The sequence below is a fragment of the Streptomyces sp. NPDC059900 genome, assembly GCF_050270335.1.
Lineage (GTDB): Bacteria > Actinomycetota > Actinomycetes > Streptomycetales > Streptomycetaceae > Streptomyces.
In genome coordinates, this window is record NZ_JBNNJZ010000097.1 from 1 (window position 1) to 20805 (window position 20805).

Annotated in this window: 18 protein-coding genes; 11 read left to right on the top strand and 7 right to left on the bottom strand. The window is 72.2% G+C overall.

Annotated features, from left to right (window positions below):
- Position 1 precedes the first annotated feature (1 nt).
- Positions 2-472: a Dps family protein gene (locus tag ACQKIP_RS16335; protein WP_365858076.1), complete on the top strand. Its 471-nt coding sequence runs from the start codon at positions 2-4 to the stop codon at positions 470-472.
- 644 nt (positions 473-1116) lie between these two features.
- Here the strand turns inward: ACQKIP_RS16335 and ACQKIP_RS16340 are convergent.
- From ACQKIP_RS16340 to ACQKIP_RS16350, 3 genes are all read right to left on the bottom strand, one after another.
- A complete protein-coding gene (locus ACQKIP_RS16340) occupies positions 1117-1977 on the bottom strand; it encodes an SDR family NAD(P)-dependent oxidoreductase (protein WP_365858078.1) in 861 nt (286 codons plus the stop codon).
- 213 nt (positions 1978-2190) lie between these two features.
- The gene (locus ACQKIP_RS16345) at positions 2191-2991 is read right to left on the bottom strand and encodes an Fpg/Nei family DNA glycosylase (protein ID WP_365858080.1); all 801 of its coding nucleotides are present in this window, start codon (positions 2989-2991) and stop codon (positions 2191-2193) included.
- A 29-nt stretch (positions 2992-3020) separates the two neighbouring features.
- Complete coding sequence (locus ACQKIP_RS16350) at positions 3021-7721, bottom strand: ATP-dependent helicase (RefSeq protein WP_365858082.1); 4701 nt, start codon at positions 7719-7721, stop codon at positions 3021-3023.
- A 79-nt stretch (positions 7722-7800) separates the two neighbouring features.
- Here ACQKIP_RS16350 and ACQKIP_RS16355 point away from each other — a divergent pair, with 79 nt between their 5' ends.
- From ACQKIP_RS16355 to ACQKIP_RS16370, 4 genes are all read left to right on the top strand, one after another.
- Positions 7801-8694 (top strand): AraC family transcriptional regulator, encoded by an 894-nt coding sequence (locus ACQKIP_RS16355; protein ID WP_365858084.1) that lies wholly within the window; start codon positions 7801-7803, stop codon positions 8692-8694.
- Positions 8664-9485, top strand: a complete 822-nt coding sequence (locus tag ACQKIP_RS16360; RefSeq protein WP_427743262.1) for an AzlC family ABC transporter permease — start codon at positions 8664-8666, stop codon at positions 9483-9485. The genes ACQKIP_RS16355 and ACQKIP_RS16360 overlap by 31 nt, the downstream gene beginning before the upstream one ends.
- Positions 9482-9790 (top strand): AzlD domain-containing protein, encoded by a 309-nt coding sequence (locus ACQKIP_RS16365; RefSeq protein ID WP_365858088.1) that lies wholly within the window; start codon positions 9482-9484, stop codon positions 9788-9790. Before ACQKIP_RS16360 ends, ACQKIP_RS16365 begins: the two co-directional genes overlap by 4 nt.
- Before the next feature lie 132 nt (positions 9791-9922).
- Complete coding sequence (locus ACQKIP_RS16370) at positions 9923-11212, top strand: PucR family transcriptional regulator (protein ID WP_365858090.1); 1290 nt, start codon at positions 9923-9925, stop codon at positions 11210-11212.
- Here the strand turns inward: ACQKIP_RS16370 and ACQKIP_RS16375 are convergent.
- Complete coding sequence (locus ACQKIP_RS16375) at positions 11183-12148, bottom strand: hypothetical protein (protein WP_365858092.1); 966 nt, start codon at positions 12146-12148, stop codon at positions 11183-11185. The genes ACQKIP_RS16370 and ACQKIP_RS16375 overlap by 30 nt on opposite strands.
- Before the next feature lie 80 nt (positions 12149-12228).
- Here ACQKIP_RS16375 and ACQKIP_RS16380 point away from each other — a divergent pair, with 80 nt between their 5' ends.
- The 6 genes from ACQKIP_RS16380 (at position 12229) to ACQKIP_RS16405 (ending at position 19511) form a co-directional block, all read left to right on the top strand.
- The gene (locus ACQKIP_RS16380; RefSeq protein ID WP_361197927.1) at positions 12229-12423 is read left to right on the top strand and encodes a DUF3046 domain-containing protein; all 195 of its coding nucleotides are present in this window, start codon (positions 12229-12231) and stop codon (positions 12421-12423) included.
- A 103-nt stretch (positions 12424-12526) separates the two neighbouring features.
- Complete coding sequence (locus ACQKIP_RS16385) at positions 12527-13855, top strand: AI-2E family transporter (protein WP_365858094.1); 1329 nt, start codon at positions 12527-12529, stop codon at positions 13853-13855.
- A gap of 294 nt (positions 13856-14149) precedes the next feature.
- Positions 14150-15271 carry a recombinase RecA gene (recA, locus tag ACQKIP_RS16390; RefSeq protein ID WP_365858096.1) on the top strand — a complete coding sequence of 374 codons (1122 nt, stop codon included), beginning with the start codon at positions 14150-14152 and terminating at the stop codon, positions 15269-15271.
- A 3-nt stretch (positions 15272-15274) separates the two neighbouring features.
- Entirely contained in the window at positions 15275-16024 is a 750-nt protein-coding gene (recX, locus tag ACQKIP_RS16395) for a recombination regulator RecX (RefSeq protein ID WP_365858098.1), read from the top strand.
- 257 nt (positions 16025-16281) lie between these two features.
- Positions 16282-16962: an ArsR/SmtB family transcription factor gene (locus ACQKIP_RS16400; RefSeq protein ID WP_365858101.1), complete on the top strand. Its 681-nt coding sequence runs from the start codon at positions 16282-16284 to the stop codon at positions 16960-16962.
- Positions 16959-19511, top strand: a complete 2553-nt coding sequence (locus ACQKIP_RS16405) for an FtsX-like permease family protein (RefSeq protein WP_365858103.1) — start codon at positions 16959-16961, stop codon at positions 19509-19511. The genes ACQKIP_RS16400 and ACQKIP_RS16405 overlap by 4 nt, the downstream gene beginning before the upstream one ends.
- Before the next feature lie 108 nt (positions 19512-19619).
- On the opposite strand, the gene ACQKIP_RS16410 is transcribed toward ACQKIP_RS16405, so the two are convergent.
- The 3 genes from ACQKIP_RS16410 to ACQKIP_RS16420 all read right to left on the bottom strand — a co-directional run bounded on the left by ACQKIP_RS16410 (position 19620) and on the right by ACQKIP_RS16420 (position 20761).
- Positions 19620-20045, bottom strand: a complete 426-nt coding sequence (locus ACQKIP_RS16410) for a rhodanese-like domain-containing protein (protein ID WP_365858715.1) — start codon at positions 20043-20045, stop codon at positions 19620-19622.
- 11 nt (positions 20046-20056) lie between these two features.
- A complete protein-coding gene (locus tag ACQKIP_RS16415) occupies positions 20057-20608 on the bottom strand; it encodes a cysteine dioxygenase (protein ID WP_365858106.1) in 552 nt (183 codons plus the stop codon).
- 66 nt (positions 20609-20674) lie between these two features.
- On the bottom strand, positions 20675-20761 hold the full coding sequence (locus ACQKIP_RS16420) for a putative leader peptide (protein ID WP_361058708.1): 87 nt from the start codon (positions 20759-20761) through the stop codon (positions 20675-20677).
- Positions 20762-20805 lie beyond the last annotated feature (44 nt).

Sequence of the window (20805 nt, forward strand, 5' to 3'; positions counted from 1 at the left end):
CATGTATGTCGTGAAGAGTCCTCTGTCGGACGCGGATCTGAAGACGGTCTCGGAAGCCCTGCAAGGGGCGCTCGTGGACCTGGTCGACCTCTCCCTGGTGGCCAAGCAGATCCACTGGAACGTGGTCGGCGCACGATTCCGTTCCGTGCACCTGCAGCTCGACGAGGTCGTCGACACGGCGAGGTTGCACTCCGACACGGTGGCGGAACGGGCGTCCACGCTCGGCGTGTCGCCCGACGGCCGTGCGGGGACCGTGGCGCGGAGCAGCGGCATCGGCGACGTCGCCGGTGGCTGGGTCAAGGACGCCGACGCGGTGGGCACGCTCGTGGACGCGCTGGGTGCGGTGATCACGCGGATGCGGGAGCGGGTCGGGGCGACCGGTGAGGCGGATCCGGTGAGCCAGGACATCTTCATCGGGATCACCGCCGATCTGGAGAAGCATCACTGGATGTTCCAGGCGGAGAACGGCTGATCGCGCCGTAGGCGGCGGGACGGCCGGCGCGACCACCGGCGCGACCACCCGCACGACCAGCGGCACAGTGGTCGTGCCTCGTGTGCGCCGTGGTGCGCCCTCCCGTCCGGTGGAGCCGGGCGTCTAGCGTCGATCGGGCGGCATGTGCCGGGTGTCGCGTGCCGGGCGTCAGGTGTCGGGTGTGGGGCAACGGGTGTCGGGCGTCGAGCGGGGCTCGTGCGGGTCTCGTACAGGCCTTGAGCGTGCGGAGGTGGTGGCCGTGGCATGGAGAGTCGTGCGGTGGACGCCGGCTCTGGCGCTCGGTGCGCTCTGGTGGTGGGGCGTGCTGCGGCTGGCGCTCGCGCCTGATGCGGGGGTGCTGGAGGGGGCCGTCGCCGCCGGTGGGTGGGGGCTGAGTCTGCTGCCGGTGCACTGTGTGCCGAAGTCGCGGGCGGTGAGTGCCGCGGCCCTGGCCAGGGAGCGCGCTCGACGGGCGGGCCTGGCGTCTGGGGAAGCTTCCGGTTTGGCGGGGTGGTTGCGGTCGCCGCGGTCGCCGCGGTTGCCGCGCTTGCCGAGGTGGGCGGGGGTGCAGCGGTGGACGGGGTGGTCGCGGCGGGGCGGTGGGCGTGCGGCCGATGCCGGCAAGGGGGCCGGTGCCGACGCTGTCACCAAGGCATGGCGACGCCGCCGTTCGGGCGGAGGATCTGGCCCGTCGTGAAGGCGGACGCGTCGGACGCCAGGTGCAGGACGGCGTGCGCGATGTCCTCCGGTTCGCCGACGCGGCCCAGCGGGGACATGCGGACCATGAGCCCTTCGGTGTGCGCCTGCGCGTCACTGTCGTGGCGGTCGGTCATGGGGGTACGGATCCAGCCCGGCGCGACCGCGTTGACGCGGATGCCGTGCGGGCCCACCTCGGTGGCCAGGGTCTTCGTGAGCTGCACGACGGCGGCCTTCGCCGCGCCGTAGCAGAGGAGACCGGGGCCGCCGGTGTCCACGGCGCCCGAAGCCATGGTGATGATGCTGCCGGGGCGGCGGGAGCCGTTGGTCTCGGCGGGGTTCGCTGTGGGGGTGTTGGCGGGGCTGGTGCTCGTGGCGCCTGCGTTCGCAGGGCTGGTGTTTGCCGCGATCATCACGCGGGCCGCGGCCTGGCAGGCGTACAGGACGCCCTTGAAGTTGATGTTCAGTACCCGGTCGAGGTCCTCGTCGCGGGTCTCCAGGACCGGGCTGTTGTGCATGATTCCGGCGATGGCGGCCATGACGTCCAGGCGGCCGGTGACCGCGGTGGCGGTCGCCACGGCCTGCTCGACCTGAGCCCGGTCCGCCACGTCCAGGTAATGGGTGTGCGCTGTGCCGCCCGCGGCCTTGATGAGCGTGGCCGTCTCGTGGAGCCCCTGGGTATCGCGGTCGGCGCAGTGGACGCTCGCGCCCGCTTCCGCGAGGAGTACGGCCGAGGCCCTGCCGATACCGGAGGCCGCGCCGGTGACGAATGCCGTGCGTCCGCTGAGGTCGTACGCCGTTAGGGGCATGACGGGACGGTACGGCGGGATCTGACGGGGCGTCAACTGGTGGGTGGGTGTGGGTTGCTGGTGTGTGTACGGGTGCTGCTGGTCGCCGGGAGATGGGCCCGGGATGGATGGGTCCGGGGTGGCGGGGCGTCGGCGTCCGGGGCTCAGGGGTCCGCCCAGGGGGCGGGGCTCAGGGGTCCGGAGCTCAGGGTCCGTAGCCGAGGGGGCCGGAGTTCAGGAAGTCGGGCCGGGTTGGCAGGTGGGGCACCAGTACGTGGGGCGGTCGCGGGAGCCGTCGCCCTGCTGGCCCTTGCGTACGGGGGTGCCGCAGCGCAGGCAGGGGCGGGGCGCGCGGCCGTAGACGTACAGGCGGTGGCCCGGGCGGTCGCGGCCCGTCGTGATGCGCGCCGGGCGGTTGCGGTTGGCTTCCAGGAGCTTCTTGGAGAGGGCGGGGATGCGCGCGGCCGTCTCGGCGGGGAGTTCGCCCACGGGGAGCCAGGGGGTGACGCCCAGGAGGAAGCAGATCTCGCACTTGAAGACGTTGCCGATGCCCGCGAGATTGCGCTGGTCGAGCAGCGCCTCGCCCAGGGCGCGGTCGGGGTCCGCCAGGAGGTTGCGGAGCGCCTGGTCGGGGTCCCAGTCGGGGCCCAGGAGATCGGGGCCCAAGTGGCCCACGGCCTTGTGCTCGTCGGCGGTGCGCAGGAGTTCGAGTACGGGCAGGCGGTAGCCGACGGCCGTGCGTTCCGCGGTGCCCAGGATGGCCCTGATCTGGTACCCGGGGCCGCCGTTCCAGCGCTCGCCCGGTGCGTACAGGCGCCAGGAGCCGTCCATGCGGAGGTGCGAGTGCAGGGTGAGCCCGCCCTCGAAGCGGGTGAGGAGGTGCTTGCCGCGCGGGGTGACGTCCAGGACGGTACGCCCGGTCAGGTCGACGGTCGCGAGCTTCGGGACACGGAGGTCACAGAGCGTGACGGTGTGCCCGGCGAGGGCGGTGTGCAGACGCCGGGCTGCCTGGTGGATGGTGTCTCCTTCGGGCATGGGGTCCAGGGTGGCATGTCGGGGGTGCGTCAGGCGCGCAGGCGCAGGCCGCGGGGGGTGGCGTGGAAGCCTGCTCCTTCCAGGAGGGGGGCGAGGGGGGATGTCAGGGAGGAGCCTCCGTTGATGCGCTCGACCGTGACTGTGCCGAGCGCACCGGCCCGGGCCGACGCGGCGAGGGCTTCGGCGGCCATGTGCAGGCGGGCGTCCTCGGTGGCGGGGCCGTCGTCCTGCGGGACCGAGGGCCAGGCAAGCAGGGTCTTGCCGCCGCGCTCCATGTAGAGGGTCAGTTCGCCGTCGACGAGGACGACCAGGGAGCCCGCCTTGCGACCCGGCTTGTGCCCCGCGTCGGTGGGCGGATCGGGCCAGGGGAGTGCGGCTCCGTAGGCGTTGGCGGGGTCGGCGGCGGCCAGGACGAGGGCCTGGGTGTCCGAGGACCGCGGGGCGTAGCTCATGGCGGACGGTGCACTGTCCGTACGGTCGCGGGCGTTCGCCGCCGCGCGCAGCCGGTCCACCGCGCCGTCCATGGCGAACTGGGCTGCGCCGAGCCCTTCGACGACATAGCCGCGCCGCGCCTGCCCGCTGTCCTCGAAGGCGGACAGGACGCGGTACGTCGCAGAGAAGCCGCCCTCGACTCCCTCGGCGGCAACCGCCCCGCGGGTGACCACGCCGTGCCGGTCCAGGAGGGTGCGAGCCAGGGCGTGGGCGCGCAGCGTGGGGTCGGGTTCGTGGGCGGGGAGCAGCGACCAGCGGCCGGCGACGGTCGGCGGGCCCGTACGCGATGTGGGGCGGGCGGCGGCCGTCAGTGTGCCGTAGCGCCCGCGCGGAGTGCTGCGCTTGGCGCGGTGGGCGGTTGAGCCCGCGGTGCGGCCCGAGCCGAGGAGCGAGCGCATCGGGCCGAGCGTGTCGTTAGTGAGCCGTCCTGACCAGGCCAGATCCCAGATCACGTCGGCCAGTTGCAGGTCCGAGGCTTCGGGGTGGGTGGTGGCGCGGATCTGGTCGGCGATCTGCCGGAAGAACAGGCCGTACCCCCCGGAGAGGGTGTCCAGGACCGACTGGTGGAGTGCGGTGAGCTCCAGGGGGTGGGCCGGCGGCAGGAGCAGGGGCGCGGCGTCGGCGAGGTACAGGGAGACCCAGCCGTCCTTGCCCGGCAGGGATCCGGATCCTGCCCACACCACCTCGCCGGCGGCGGTGAGTTCGTCGAGCATCGCCGGTGCGTAGCCGGAGACGCGGGAGGGCAGCACGAGCTTTTCGAGCGCGGACGCGGGAACGGTCGCCCCCTGCAACTGCTCGATGGCACGCACCAAGCCGTCGAGGCCCCGCAGTCCGTGCCCGCTCAAGTGCTGCCATTGGGGCAGGAACTGGGCGAGCGCGGCGGGCGGCACCGGCTCCAGTTCATGCCGGAGCGCCGCCAGGGAGCGGCGGCGCAGACGGCGAAGGACGGCCGCATCGCACCACTCCTGGCCGATGCCCGCCGGATGGAACTCTCCCTGTACGACACGTCCGGCCGCGGCAAGGCGCTGCAACGCCCCCTCGGTGACCGCCGCGCCGAGGCCGAAGCGGGCGGCGGCCGTGGCGGAGGTGAAGGGGCCGTGCGTGCGCGCGAACCGCGCGATGAGATCGCCGAGAGGGTCCTTGACCGGCTCGGTGAACGCCTCGGGGACGCCGACCGGCAGCGCGGTGCCCAGCGCGTCACGCAGGCGGCCCGCGTCCTCGATCGCCGCCCAGTGGTCGGTCCCGGCGATGCGGACCTGGATCGCTCGGCGGGCTGCGGCCAGCTCCTGCGCCCATTCCGGCTCGCCGCCGCGCTCGGCCAACTCGGCTTCGGTGAGCGGTCCGAGGAGGCGCAGCAGGTCGGCGACGCCTTCGGCGTCCTTGATGCGGCGGTCCTCCGTGCGCCACTGGAGCTCCTGCTCCAGTTCCGCGAGGACGTCCGCGTCGAGCAGCTCGCGCAGCTCGGCCTGGCCCAGGAGCTCGGAGAGCAGCCGGGAGTCCAGGGAGAGGGCCGCCGCGCGCCGTTCGGCGAGCGGTGAGTCGCCCTCGTACAGGAACTGGGCGACATACCCGAACAGCAGTGAGCGGGCGAAGGGGGACGGCTCGGGGGTGGTGACCTCGACGAGCCGGACCTTGCGGGACTCGATGTCACCCATCAGTTCCGTGAGACCGGGGACGTCGAAGACGTCTTGGAGGCACTCCCTGATCGCTTCCAGGACGATGGGGAACGAACCGAACTCGCTGGCCACCTGGAGCAGCTGTGCGGCGCGCTGGCGCTGCTGCCACAGGGGGGTGCGCTTTCCGGGGCTGCGGCGCGGCAGAAGCAGCGCGCGGGCGGCGCACTCGCGGAAGCGGGAGGCGAACAGCGCCGAGCCGCCCACCTGGTCGGTGACGATCTGATTGACCTCACCCTTGTCGAAGGCGACGTCGGCCGCTCCTACGGGGGGCTTCTCGCTGTCGTAATCCAGTGGCTGGTCGGCGGGCTCCTGGTCGAGCAGGTCCAGGCTCATCAGGTCGGCGTCGGGCAGGCGCAGCACGATGCCGTCGTCGGCGTGCATGACCTGGGCGTCCATGCCATACCGCTCGGTCAGCCGGGAGGCCAGCGCCAGAGCCCACGGCGCGTGCACCTGCGCGCCGAACGGGGAGTGCACCACGACCCGCCAGTCGCCCAGCTCGTCGCGGAACCGCTCGACCACGATCGTGCGGTCGTCCGGGATGTGGCCGCAGGCCTCGCGCTGCTCGGCGAGGTACGTCAGGACGTTGTCGGCCGCCCAGTCGTCCAGGCCCGCGGCCTGGAGGCGCACGCGCGCGTCGTCGCGCGCCAGTGAACCGACCTCCCGGAGGAACGCGCCCACCGCCCGGCCCAGTTCGAGCGGGCGGCCCAGCTGGTCGCCCTTCCAGAAGGGGAGCCGTCCGGGGACGCCGGGGGCGGGGGAGACGAGCACGCGGTCGCGTGTGATGTCCTCGATGCGCCAGGAGCTGGTGCCGAGCGTGAAGACGTCGCCCACGCGTGACTCGTAGACCATCTCCTCGTCGAGTTCCCCGACGCGGCCTCCGCCCTTCTTGGGGTCGGCGCCGGCGAGGAAGACCCCGAAGAGGCCGCGGTCGGGAATCGTGCCCCCGGAGGTGACCGCGAGGCGCTGCGCGCCGGGGCGCCCGGTGACGGTGCCTGCCACACGGTCCCAGACCACACGGGGGCGCAGCTCCGCGAAGGCGTCCGACGGATAGCGGCCCGCGAGCATGTCCAGGACGGCCGTGAACGCCGACTCCGGGAGCGAGGCGAAGGAGGCGGCCCGGCGGACCAGGGCAAGGAGGTCGTCGACCTGCCAGGTGTCCAGGGAGACCGTCGCGACGAGCTGCTGGGCCAGGACGTCCAGCGGGTTGGCAGGGATGCGCAGCGACTCGATGGAGCCGGTCCGCATCCGTTCGGTGACCACGGCGGCCTGCACCAGGTCGCCTCGGTACTTGGGGAAGACGACGCCGGTGGAGACCGCGCCCACCTGGTGCCCCGCCCGGCCGACCCGCTGCAGGCCGGAGGCCACGGAGGGCGGTGACTCGACCTGGACCACCAAGTCGACCGCGCCCATGTCGATGCCGAGCTCCAGGCTGGACGTGGCGACGACGGCGGGCAGGCGGCCCGCCTTCAGGTCCTCCTCGACGAGCGCGCGCTGTTCCTTGGACACCGAGCCGTGGTGGGCGCGGGCGAGGACCGGAGGGGCGCCCTTGGCCGCGCCCGATTCGGCCATCAGCTCGGCGGGGGAGTGGTCTTCGGGGAGGGGCTCGCCCGTCGCGCGTTCGTACGCGATTTCGTTGAGCCTGTTGCACAGGCGCTCCGCCAGGCGGCGTGAGTTGGCGAACACGATCGTCGAGCGGTGCGCCTGGACGAGGTCGGTGATGCGCTCCTCGACGTGCGGCCAGATCGAGGGGCGCTCCGCGCCCTGGTCGGAGTCGGCGACCGGGGAACCGCCCAGCTCGGCGAGGTCCTCCACGGGCACGACCACGGAAAGGTCGAACTCCTTGCCGGACGGCGGCTGGACGATCTCCACCCTGCGCTGGGGGGACAGATAGCGCGCCACCTCGTCCACCGGGCGGACCGTCGCCGACAGGCCGATGCGGCGGGCGGGCCGGGGCAGGAGCTCGTCGAGCCGCTCCAGGGAGAGGGCGAGGTGAGCGCCGCGCTTGGTGCCCGCGACGGCGTGCACCTCGTCCAGGATCACCGTCTCGATGCCCGTCAGCGCGTCCCGCGCGGCGGAGGTGAGCATCAGGAAGAGCGACTCGGGCGTCGTGATCAGGATGTCCGGCGGGCGCGTGGACAGGGCACGGCGCTCGGCGGGCGGGGTGTCGCCCGAACGGATGCCGACCCGCACTTCCGGCTCGGGGCGGCCGAGACGCACGGACTCCTGGCGGATGCCGGTCAGCGGGCTGCGCAGATTGCGCTCCACGTCGACCGCCAGGGCCTTGAGCGGAGACACGTACAGCACGCGGCAGCGCTTCTTGGGGTCGGCGGGCGGCGGGGTCGAGGCCAGCTGGTCGAGGGCCGCGAGGAACGCGGCCAGTGTCTTGCCCGAGCCCGTGGGCGCGACGACCAGCACGTCCGAACCCTCGCCGATGGCCTTCCACGCCCCGGCCTGCGCGGAGGTGGGCGCGGAGAAGGCCCCCGTGAACCAGCTGCGGGTCGCGGGGGAGAAACCATCCAGGGCGCTGTGAGCGCTGTGGGCACCGGGTGCGGACCTGACCATGACCCCATCGTGCACCTCGCCACTGACAACTGCGCCGACCTGCGGAAAAGGGTTTGCGCGGCTGGCGCAGAATGGGGGCATGGCAGGTACGGCGGAGCAGGCGCGGCACTGGCGGTACGCGGAGCTGCCGGGGGTCGACCTGCTGCGTGCCCACTACATCAGCAAGACGTTCGTGCGGCACACCCACGAGCACTTCGTGATCGCCGCGATCGCCGAGGGCGTCGACGTCTTCCACCACGGCGGCGCCGATCAGCGCGCCGGGCCCGGAACCGTCGCCCTGATCAACCCCGACACCATGCACACGGGCCGGGCAGGCGTGCCCGAGGGATGGCGGTACGGGGTGGTCTACCCGGCGCCGGATCTGGTCGCCGCCATCGCCGCCGAGACCACCACCATCCGGGGGACCCCCGGCTTCGTCCGGCCGGTCCTCGATGACTCGTACGCCGTGACTCTCGTCCACCGGGTGCTGCGTGCCGCGGAGGAGGGCAACGCGCTCGCCGCCGACACGCTGCTGCGGGTGGCCGTGACCCGGCTGCTGCGGCTGAACGGGGGACCCCTCCCGCAGCGTGCCGTGCGCACGGCGGGCGCCAGGGTCGCGGCACGCGCGCGTGACGTCCTCGAGGAGCGGCTTGCCGACCCGCCGAGCCTGGAGCGGCTCGCCGCCGATCTGGGAGTCGGCTCGTTCGCCCTGCTGAGGGCCTTCCGCGACGCGTACGGGATGCCTCCGCACACGTGGCTCACCGACGCGCGCGTGCGCGCCGCACGGCGTCTCCTGGACACGGGGACGGCACCCGCGGAGGCGGCCGTCACCGTGGGCTTCACCGACCAGCCGCATCTCAACCGGCACTTCACGAGGATCGTCGGGGTGCCGCCGGGTGCCTATCAGCGCGAGCGCAAGAACGTACAAGACGGAGAGCCGGCCCTGCTCATACCGTCCGGCGTGTGGCAGAACAGACGACACCCGCAGACATGACAGCCGGTCTCCCGGCTGACGCGACAGCAGGGCCCCCGGAAGACATGACAGGCGACCGCACACCGGAGAAACCCGATTCCGCCGTGGTCCGCGACGCCCTCGGAGTCGGGGTCGCCGTCGGGCTCTCCGGCTTCGCCTTCGGAGTGACCTCGGCAGGCAGCGGCCTCACCGTGCTGCAGACCTGCGCGCTCAGCCTGCTGGTCTTCACCGGCGCCTCGCAGTTCGCGCTGGTCGGGGCGCTCGCGGGCGGCGGGAACCCGTTCACCGCCGCGGCGGGCGCCTTCTTCCTCGGCGTACGCAACGCGTTCTACGGACTGCGGCTCTCGCAGCTCCTTGCCCTCCCGCGCGCGGTGCGCCCGTTCGCCGCCCACTGGGTCATCGACGAGACCACCGCCGTCTCGCTCGCACAGCCGACACGGCGTGCCGCCCGCATCGGGTTCACGGTCACCGGACTGAGCCTCTACTTGCTGTGGAACCTCACCACGCTGCTCGGCGCGCTCGGCGCCGAGGCCATCGGCGACACCGACGTATGGGGGCTGGACGCCGCGGGACCCGCGGTCTTCCTCGCCCTCCTCGCGCCGATGCTGCGTACGACCACGGAGCGGGCCGTGGCGGCGATCGCCGTCGTCCTGGGGCTCGGCCTGCTGCCCGTACTGCCCGCCGGGGTGCCGGTCCTGGTGGCCGCGCTTGCCGCGCCGGCCGTGCTCTACGCAGAGGGCCGCAAGGGCGCCACCAGAGCGGGCGCCGAGGACGGCACACGCCGCAACGACCCGCGGAAGGAAAACCGTTGAACATCTGGATCGCGATCGGCGTGACCGTCGCCGGTTGCTACCTCGTCAAGCTCGCGGGCCTGCTGGTACCCGCGGGCGCCCTGGAACGTCCGCTCGTCAAGCGCATGGCCGCCCTGCTGCCCGTGGCACTGCTGGCCGCGCTCACGGCTCAGCAGACCTTCGCCGACGGACGGGTCCTGGAACTCGACGCCAAGGCCGTGGGCCTCGCGGCTGCCGCCGTGGCCCTGCTGCTGCGCGCTCCGTTCCTGGTCGTCATCGGGGCGGCCGTGGTGGTCACCGCGGGGGTGCGCGCGCTCACGGGCTGACCGCCGCTCTCCCCGCGGCTTCGAACACCCGATCCCGTCGTGCACAGATGCCGTGGGTAATGTGACGCGTCACCGTCGCGGCCCGCCCCCGGAGAGCGGACGGCCCGCCCCGTCCCCTGGAGAGGAGACACCGTGGCGCTGTCCTCCGAAGCCAGGGCCCTCGCGGCGCGCTGTGAGCCCGGGGTCAACGAACTGGCCCGCAGGATGGCCCGCGAGTCGTTCGAGGAACTGCCCGGATACGCGGAACTCCCCGACGACGTGAAGGACCTGGAGATAGCGGCCACCGCACGCCACGGAGTGCGTCTCTTCCTGCGCCGCGTCACGGACCGGCCCGGCAGCCACCGGGTCTTCCGCGAGCGGGCCGCACAGCGCGCGGAAGAGGGCATGCCGCTGCACCTGCTGCTGCGCACGCACGCTCTGGGCGCCTACGTCCTGTGGCAGGCGCTGCGCGAGGCGGCACGCCCCGGCGAGGAAGCGGCCCTCGTCGAACTCGTGGACGTGCTGCTGCAGTCGTACCCCGCCGTCGTCGGGACCGTGGCCGAGACCTACCTGGACGAGCGCTCCGCACTGGAGGCCGAACAGCGCGCCGAGCGCAGCACGCTGATCCGCGGCCTGCTCGACGGCATGGTGCCGCCCGGCCACGTCCTGCTCGACCAACTGCGTCTGGCGGGGCCCGCACTCGTCCTCGCGATCGGCCTCGACGGGGCGCCGGCCGAAGGCCCCGTAGCGGTACGGCGGCGGATGCGACGGGTACAGACCGCCCTGGACCACGCCTTCGACGTGGAAGTGCTCGCGCTCCTGGAGGCCGGCGGCGGACGGGTCGTCGTGCCCAAGGAGTGCCGCCCGCCCGAAGACCTGCCGCGCCGCCTCAGCAAGGCCTGTGACCTCCCCGTACGCGTGGCCGCCGTGGACGCCGCCGGGCCCGAGGCCGTGACCGGCGCGGCCCGTACCGCGACCGAGATACTGCGCATCACGCGCGCGTGTGGGATGCCTCCCGGACTGCACCGCATGGAGGACGTGCTCCTGGAGTACCACCTCTCCCGCCGCAACGAGAGCAGCCACCTCATCTCCGCACTGCTCGACCCGGTCGCCGACCGTCCCGAACTGCTGGAGACCTTGCGCATCCACCTGGCCCACCAGCAGGAGCGCAGGGCGACCGCCGCCGCCCTGGGGCTGCACCCCAACACGGTCGACAACCGTCTCGCGAAGATCGGCGAACGCACCGGCATCGACCTGTCGGCGCCGCGCGGCACGGCACTGGCCATCGCGGCGCTGCTCCTGAGAGAGGCGGAGGAGGCCTCCTCCGGAGAGGGGCCGAGCTCAGGAGATGGGCTGCGCTCAGGAGATGGGCTGCGCTCAGGAGACGGACCGCGCTCAGGAGACGGACCGGGCTCAGGAGATGGGCCTCCCGTACGCCCGTAGCGTGCGCAGCGCCTCGATGGTGACGATCGGGCGCGCTTCGAGGGCGCTGCTCGGCGCCCACTGCCTCCAGCGCAGCGGCCAGCCGCCGTCCTCCTGCTGCTCCTGCTCCAGGAAGTCCAGGGAGCGCGCCATCTCCGTATCGGTGAACCACGCGCGCGCGAGCGACTCCGGAGCCTTCGCGTAGTCGTGCGCGAAGTGATGCTCACCCGGTGCGTAGCCGGGCGCCACGGGATACGCGTCCAGCCGCCCGGGGTCGAGCGTCACGAGACGCTGCTGCCGCGCGATCCTGCCGAGCCGGTCGGCGGCCGCCTGCGCGCGCGAGCGGTCGGGTGCCCCGTCCAGGAACGCGACGGCCGCCTGGATCTCGTACGGATGGGACTCCTCCAGGGACTCGACGGCCGCCCAGCAGAAGTCGGTGGCCCTGAACAGCCATGCGTGCCACACCTCATTGCGGTGCAACAGGCCCACTACGGGGCCGGTGGTCAGGAGTTCGCTCGGCGGATGGTCCACCACGGGCATGAACGGGGCCGAAGGGTAGCCGCGCTGGCTGGGATGAATGGCCGGAAGCGCGCCGTCTGACGTCGAAACCGAGGTCAGATAGCGGCACACGCGCTCCACCCGCTGTCCGCCGCAGCGCCGGATGGAATCCAGGACGCGCAGCGCGTGTACGGCGTGCAGGGGCTGGCTCACGGGGCCACGCAGATCCGGTTCGAGCGCGTATCCGTAACCGCCGTCCTCGGTGCCGTACGCGGCCAGGGCGCCCTCGACCGCGTCGGCCAGCGGGTCGGGTCCCGCGCCGCCTGCACCGCCCGCGGCGCTCGGGAAGTGGTACGCGAACCGCCGCTGCTCGAGGACGCGCGCGGTGAGCCAGACGAAGTGCTCGGCGCGCGCGACCGGCGACGACGCGGCGTGCGGGGATGCTCCGGTTTCGGCCATGCACAGACCGTAGGCCGGAAAGCGCCTTCGGTGAGCCCGCTGGGGTCCGGCTGCACTCTCAAGGGCGTGATACTGGAGGCATGCGGTTGACGATTTTCTGGGAGCGGATGGCTGCCCACTTCGGAGAGGGGTACGCCGACTCGTTCGCTCGCGATCACGTGATGTCGGAGCTCGGGGGGCGTACGGTGCACCAGGCACTGGACGCGGGCTGGGACGCCAAGGACGTGTGGCGCGCCGTGTGCACGGCGATGGACGTACCGGCCGACAGGCGCTGACGGCCGGACGGTTCGCCGCCCGCGGGCGACCCGGCGGGCTCCGGCGGGGGCGAAGATGCGGGGGCGGCGGCCGAATGTCGGTGGCGTGGGCGAGACTGATCCCGTGGCATCGACAGACGAGACCGCGCAGGTCACTCAGGACGTAGCTCCGCTCGGCACGACGCCGCCCGCACAACCCCCGAACGGGGCGCCGACCGGGCGGGCCGCCAGTATGCCGCGCTGGCTGCCGCGCGCCATGGTGCTGGCCCTCGCGCTCATCGCCTGTTTCCAGCTGGGCAGTTGGGCCTTCCACCAGCTGACCGGACTGCTGATCAACATCCTGATCGCGTTCTTCCTGGCGCTCGCGGTCGAACCCGCGGTGAGCTGGATGGCCGCGCGCGGGCTGCGCAGGGGATTTGCCACCTTCCTGGTCTTCCTCGGCGTCCTGATCGCGAGCGCGGGCTTCATCACGCTCATGGGGTCGATGCTCGCGGGCCAGATCGTGGACATGGTCGAGGACTTCCCCGACTACCTCGACGACGTCATCAGCTGGATCAACCAGACCTTCCACACGGAGCTCTCCCGGGTCGAGATCCAGGACAGCCTGGTCCACTCGGACTGGCTGCAGAAGTACGTGCAGAACAGCGCCAGCGGCGTCCTGGACGTATCGGCGCAGGTCCTCGGCGGCCTCTTCCAGCTCCTGACGGTCATGCTGTTCTCGTTCTACTTCGCGGCCGACGGACCGCGGCTGCGGCGGGCGCTCTGCTCGGTCCTTCCGCCGGCCCGGCAGGCCGAGGTGCTCCGCGCCTGGGAGATCGCGGTCGACAAGACCGGCGGCTATCTCTACTCGCGCGGTCTGATGGCGCTGATCTCCGGAATCGCGCACTACGTCCTGCTCCAGGCACTCGGCGTGCCGTACGCGCCCGTGCTCGCGGTGTGGGTCGGCCTGGTCTCGCAGTTCATCCCCACCATCGGCACGTATCTGGCGGGCGCGCTGCCGATGCTGATCTCCTTCACGGTCGATCCCTGGTACGCCCTGTGGGTGCTGATCTTCGTGGTGGTCTACCAGCAGTTCGAGAACTACGTGCTGCAGCCCAAGCTCACCGCCAAGAGCGTCGACATCCACCCGGCGGTCGCCTTCGGGTCGGTCATCGCGGGCACGGCACTCCTCGGCGCGGTCGGCGCCCTGATCTCCATCCCGGCGATCGCGACCCTGCAGGCCTTCCTGGGGGCGTACGTGAAGCGGTACGACGTCACGGACGACCCGCGCGTGCACGGACACCGGCGCAAGGGCGGAGCGTCCCTCCTGACGCGCATGCGGCGTGCCATGCGCGGACCGAACCACCCGGGAGGGAGCTCGGAGGCCGAGGTCGCGGCGGAGGAAGCTTCGGGTGCGAGCCCTGACACCGCATCTGGGAACGGCCGCGAGCCGGGGCCGGACGGGCGTCGGTAGACGCGGCACGGAGGGCCGCAAGGCCGATGTACGCCAGGCGGACCGGACCCTTCCGTACTCTCGGTGGCGCCGCGTGGTGCGCTTGACACCAAAATCGAACATCCATTCTTATGGGTTGCCTGGCGGCGTTTTCCCGGGGTTTTCGCGGGGGGATCCCTGGGGCTCCGGCGGTTTTCGGCGGGGCTGTCGCCCCGAGTTATCCACAGGCCGGACGGCCGTCGGGGCGGATTGTCAGTGGCAGGCGCTAGCGTCATTGACGTGAAGCGATCGACACAAGCAAATCGGGTGGAACCCATGGCAGGAACCGACCGCGAGAAGGCGCTCGAAGCCGCCCTCGCACAGATTGAACGGCAATTCGGCAAGGGCGCAGTGATGCGCATGGGCGAGCGGCCGAACGACCCCATCGAGGTCATCCCCACCGGATCGACCGCGCTCGACGTCGCGCTCGGCGTCGGCGGCATCCCGCGCGGCCGTGTGGTGGAGGTGTACGGACCGGAATCCTCCGGTAAGACGACGCTGACGCTGCACGCCGTGGCGAACGCACAGCGCGCGGGCGGCGCCGTCGCCTTCGTGGACGCCGAGCACGCACTCGACCCCGAGTACGCGAAGAAGCTGGGCGTCGACATCGACAACCTGATCCTGTCCCAGCCGGACAACGGCGAGCAGGCCCTGGAGATCACGGACATGCTGGTCCGCTCCGGTGCCCTCGACCTCATCGTCATCGACTCCGTCGCCGCCCTGGTGCCGCGCGCGGAGATCGAGGGCGAGATGGGCGACTCGCACGTGGGTCTGCAGGCCCGTCTGATGAGCCAGGCGCTCCGGAAGATCACCAGTGCGCTCAACCAGTCCAAGACCACCGCGATCTTCATCAACCAGCTCCGCGAGAAGATCGGCGTGATGTTCGGCTCTCCGGAGACCACGACCGGTGGCCGCGCGCTGAAGTTCTACGCCTCGGTGCGTCTGGACATCCGCCGCATCGAGACCCTGAAGGACGGCACGGACGCGGTCGGCAACCGCACCCGCGTCAAGGTCGTCAAGAACAAGGTCGCGCCGCCCTTCAAGCAGGCCGAGTTCGACATCCTCTACGGCCAGGGCATCAGCCGCGAGGGCGGCCTGATCGACATGGGCGTGGAGAACGGCTTCGTCCGCAAGGCAGGCGCCTGGTACACGTACGAGGGCGACCAGCTCGGCCAGGGCAAGGAGAACGCCCGTAACTTCCTCAAGGACAACCCCGATCTCGCCAACGAGATCGAGAGGAAGATCAAGGAGAAGCTGGGCGTCGGCGTGAAGCCGACGGAGGAGCCGGCCGCCGAGCCGGCCAAGGACGCGGCGGGCGCGGCCGAGGAAGCCGCCAAGACGGTGCCCGCACCGGCCGCCAAGGTCACCAAGCCCAAGGCCGCCGCGGCCAAGAGCTGATCCATGACGCGGCGCACGGACTGGGCGGACCAGATCACCCCCGAGCACTACACCGATCCCGCGGGCCGAGGCCCCGCGGACGGTGCGGATCAGGGCGGCGCCGACCAGGCCGGTGACGGCACCGGCCTCCGCGGGGGCGGCGGCCGCAGGGGCCGTCGGCGGCGCGGCGGCTTCGGCGAAGGCCGGGGTGACGGTGCACAGGACAGCGGCCCCCCTTCCTCGTCGAGGGCCGAGAAGGGGGAGCCGCCGACAGCGGATCCGGGTGAGAAGGCGCGGGCGATCTGTCTGCGTCTGCTCACCGGGACCCCGCGCACGCGCAAACAGCTGGCGGACGCGCTGCGCAAGCGGGACATCCCGGAGGACGTGGCGGACGAGGTACTGACCCGCTTCGAAGAGGTCGGCCTGATCAACGACGGCGCCTTCGCGGGTGCGTGGGTGGAGTCCCGGCACCACGGACGGGGCCTGGCCCGACGGGCGCTCGCGCAGGAGCTGCGTACGAAGGGCGTGGACGCCGTGCTGATCGAGGAGGCCGTCGGACAGCTGGACTCGGAGCAGGAAGAGGCGACCGCACGCGAGCTCGTCGCCCGCAAGCTCCGTGCCACGCGGGGCCTAGACCGCGACAAGCGGCTGCGCCGACTGGCGGGCATGCTCGCCCGCAAGGGCTACTCGGAAGGCCTGGCACTCCGGATCGTCCGGCAGGCACTCGAGGAAGAGGGCGAGGACGCGGACGACTTGGGGTACGACGGGGATTGAGCTGACCGGGGCCCTCGCGGGGGTGGGGCCCGGGTCCGGGCCGGGCAGTGCGGTATGAACCGCGGCCCGGCCCTTTCGCGTTCTGCGGGGCTTCATGCCGTGCTTCCTGCCGTGCTTCATGCCGTGAGGCCTCGTGCCGCAGAGCCTCACCCGTACCTCAACTCCCCCTCCGTGCACCCGGGGTGGGGATAACCCCCCGTCGAAGACGCCGGTCCGCCGCACTGCAAAGGGACCTGTGCACAGACGACTGTGTACGCATGGCAAAGGAACCCGGCACGACCGACGGTGCCCCCGAGGAGCTGAGCGACCTCCGCGTCCTCAGGGCGCTCGCGCAGCCCCGGCGCCAGCAGATGCTGCAGCACCTCACCCTGCACGGCCCGGCCACCTCCGCGACGCTCGCCAGGGCGCTCGGCCTCAACACCGGCGCCACCAGCTACCACCTGCGCGAACTCGCCCGCTACGGCTTCGTCGAGGAGACCGGGGGCGGGGGCCGCGGACGTGAACGCTGGTGGCGCGCGATCCCCGGCGACCGGCGCTTCCCGCCGCGCAGCAAGCAGGACGCCGGGACGCGGCTCGTCATGGACGAGTTGAACCGCCTCTCGTACGCCGCCGACTTGGAGCTCTTCCAGCAGTTGCAGCAAGACGCAGACGCCGAGTCCGGTGAATGGGCCGACGCGTTTCCGTACTCGCGCGGCTCGATCCGGCTCACGCTCCCCGAACTCCGCGAGTTCTTCGAGGAGTACATCGCCCTGCTCAACCGCTACAAGCGCCCCGAAGCAAAGACCCCGGCGGACGCCCGCACCGTGCTCACCCGGCTCCTGGCCTTCCCGGCGCCTGAGCAGACCGACGAGCCCGCCGCCACCGACGAGCCCGCCGCCGTCGGGCGGCCCGCAGCCACCGAAGAATCCCCCTCCTCCGAGCCCGAGGCGACCTCATGATGCTCCGCTACGCACTGCAGACAGTCCGGGACCGCAAGGGCGGATTCCTCGGCGCCTTCCTGGCACTGATGTGTGCCGCCGCCCTGATCACGGCCTGCGGCACCCTCCTGGAGACCGGTCTGCGCGGCACCATCCGGACCGAGCGCTACGCCGCTGCCCCGGTGGTCGTCTCAGCCGACCAGAACGTCCACAAGACCACCGTCAAGCACAAGAAGGGCAAGACCAAGGTCAAGCACAAGGCCAAGCCGATCGCCGAGCGCGCCTGGCTGCCGGACGGCGTCGCGGACAAGGTCAGAGCGGCGCCGGGCGTCGGCAAGGTCATTCCCGAACTGACCTTCCTCGCCGTGCCGTTGGCCCCCGGAGCCGGTGACCCCGCCGACAGGCCCGCGTACGGCCACGCCTGGGAGTCGGCCGCCCTGACGCCCTTCCGCCTCGTCGACGGAGCGGCCCCGCGCGCCACCGGCGACCTCGTCATCGACCGCGCCCTCGCCGAGCGCGCCCGCCTCAAGCGCGGCGACCGCCTCACCGTCCAGTCGACACAGGCCCCGCGCTCCTACCGCATCACCGGCGTCGCGGCCCCTGCCGGGGGCGACCTCGCCCACCAGACGTCCCTGTTCTTCTCCGCAGCAGAGGCCGAGCGGCTCGCCGCCCATCCCGGCCGGATCACTACCCTCGGCGTCGTACCGGCGAAGGGCACCGGGACGGCTGATCTCAAGAAGGCGGTCGCAAACGCCCTCGCCGGTACGAAGGCGCCGAAGGCGCAGGTCAGCACCGGCGACGACCGTGGCCCCGTGGAGTTCCTGGACGCGGCGGGCGCCCGCGTCAAGCTGGTCAGCATGGGCGGTGCGATGGGCGGCACCTCCCTCCTCGTCGCCGTCCTCGTGGTCGTCGGCACCTTCGCCCTCTCCGTGCAGCAGCGCCACCGCGAACTCGCCCTGCTCCGCGCCATCGCCGCCACCCCGAAGCAGATCCGGGGGCTCCTCGGCCGCGAGGCCTTGATCGTCGGCGCGGCAGCAGGCGTCAGCGGCGCGCTCGCCGGAATTCCGCTCGGCGGCTGGCTGCACGGCAAGTTCGTGGACATGGGCGCCGTCCCCGCCACCCTGGAGCGGACCGTCAGCGTCTTCCCGCTCTTCGCCGCCGTGGCCGCGACGCTGCTCGGAGCCTGGGCCGCAGCCCGTCTCTCGGCCCGCCGCATCGCCCGGATCCGCCCGGCCGAAGCCCTCGCCGAAGCACGCGTGGAGCGCACCCGGCCGGCGTGGAGCCGCATCATCGCCGGGCTCGTCGTCCTGGCCGGCGGCGTCGTGCTGGTCGCCGTGCTGAGCGTGCTGCGCACCGAGCCTGCCTCGACGCCCGTGACCTTCCTGGCCGTGGTGGTCCTCTCCTGCGCCGTCGCGCTCCTCGGCCCGCTCGTCGTCAGGGCGGCGACTGCCGTACTCCGAGGCCCGCTGCGGCTGACCGGCCCCGGCGGCCGCCTCGCGCACGCCAACCTGCGCGGCAATGCCGCCCGGATGGCGGCCGCCGTCACCCCGCTCGCCCTGCTCACCGGCATGACCTGCACCGTCCTGTTCGTCCAGCCCACCCTCGGCGACGCGGCCCGCGCCCAGGCCCGCGAAGGCATCCGCGCCGACTGGGTCCTTGCGGCGCAGGGGCCCGGCGTCCCGGCCGGGGCCGCACAGAAGCTGCGTACGACCGAAGGCGTCGAAGCCGCCACCGAAGTCGTGCGCACCACCGTGCGCGTAGGACTCGACAAGTACCCGGCGCAGGGGGTCAGCACGACCGGTCTCACCCGCACCTGGGACCCGGACGTGACCGCCGGATCCCTGAAGGGCTTCGGCAAGGGCAGCGTCGCCGTCAGCGAACTGGCCGCGGACCGGCTCGGCCTGCGGCCCGGCAGCACGCTGAAGCTCACGCTCGGCGACGGCACGAAGAGCGCGCTCAAAGTCAGCGCCGTGTACGCGCGCGGGCTCGGTTTCGGAGATCTGACCATGGCGCACGACCTGGTCGCCCGCCACGTCGACAACCCGCTCGCCGCCACGGTCCTGATCAAGAGCGACCGCACGCAGGAACAACTCGCGGCAGCAGTCGGGAAGTTCCCGGCCGTGCGGGTCCTCGACCCGGCGGCAGCCGACAATCTCCAGGCCGAGCGTCAGGAGGCGAACGCCGAGGTGAACTACCTGGCCATGGGCCTCATCCTGGCCTTCACCGCGATCGCCGTCGTCAACACCCTCGCGATGTCCGTATCCGAGCGCATCCGGGAGTTCGCGATGCTGCGTCTCGCGGGCGCGAGCCGCCGCCAGGTCCTGGGCATGCTGCGCACCGAGGCGCTGTCCGTCCTGCTCATCGGCACAGCCATCGGCAGCGGCATCGCGCTCGCCGTCCTGACCGCCTTCAGCGTCGGCATGACGGGCACAGCCGCCCCTTCGGTCACGCCCTTGGTGTACGTCTCCGTGGTCGCCGTCGCGGCACTGCTCGCCCTCACGGCGACCGCGCTCCCCGGCCGCGTCGCGCTGAAGCCGCGCCCCGTCACAGTGGCCACGGCCAAGGAGTAAGCACCGGCACGCAATGGTGGGCGCCCCTTACCGGACCCGGAAAGGGGCGCCCACGCGCGCGTGCTCACCGAAGAAGACGGGCCTGCTCACGCCGCGAGCCATGCGTGCTCACGCGGCGACAGGAAGCCCGGCCGCCTTCCACGCCTGGAAACCGCCGACCAGGTCGGTGGCGTGCCGCAGCCCCAACTGCCGCAAGGAAACGGCCGCGAGACTCGACGCGTACCCCTCGTTGCAGACGACGACGACCCGCAGGTCATGGCTGACGGCCTCCGCGGCACGGTGGCTGCCCTGCGGGTCCAGGCGCCACTCCAGTTCGTTGCGCTCGACGACGAGGGCGCCGGGGATCAGACCGTCACGCTCGCGCAGGGCCGCGTACCGGATGTCGACCAGCAGCCCTCCCGCGTCCGCGATGTCGCGCGCCTCCCGCGGGGTGACCCGGTCGAGATCGAGCCGTACGCGCTCCAGCAACTCGTCGATGCCTACGGGAGATGCGTCTGCGCCTACGGGGGGCGCGTCTGCCGAACGGCCTTCCACGGAGTGCTCGGTCACTGCCAGTCCTCCGGACGCTCCACGGACTCCAGGCGCAGGACCGCGCCGGTACGGCTGTACCGGCGGATGCGGGGTAGCGGCGGATAGTAGGCGTGCACGGAGATGGCGTGCTCGCTCGTGGACTCGTTCAGTACTTCATGTACGTGGTTCTGGCCGAACGCTCTGCCCTTGCCGGACGTCAACTCCCGCTCGCGGTCCACGCCTTCGGACAGCTCCAGGGTCTTCCAGCCGTCGGTGGGCAGCCGGGCGGCGAGGGAGTTCTCCTTGAGGGTGCCCGCAGCGGTGAGGAACGCGCCGACCGACTCCGCGTGGTCGTGCCAGCCGGTGCCGGTGCCCGGCGGCCAGCCGATCAGCCAGGCTTCGCTGCCGCCGGGCCCTTCGAGGCGCACCCAGGTGCGTCCCTCGGGGTCGAGCGGCAGCGAGGCGATGAGCTCGGGATCGGCGGCGCTGCGGCGCACGAAATCGAGAAGCTCGGCGGCGGTGGGCGCGGACACCGCCGTGGAGGCGTGCGTGGGGGAGACAGCGGGAGCAGAAACAGAAGGTGACACGGCTACCGTCCTGGAAGTTCGCGGAAGCGCACGCCAAGCAGAGGGCGCGCTGGGAGAAAGGCGAATTCAGAAGGACGGGCGACACACGCAGCCTGCGTAGCGGACGAGGTCCATATGGACTCGTCGCCACAGGCGCACATCGGTGTCGGTCATGATCTGGAGTACACCATGTGCGTCTGCGACGGTCAATTGACGTC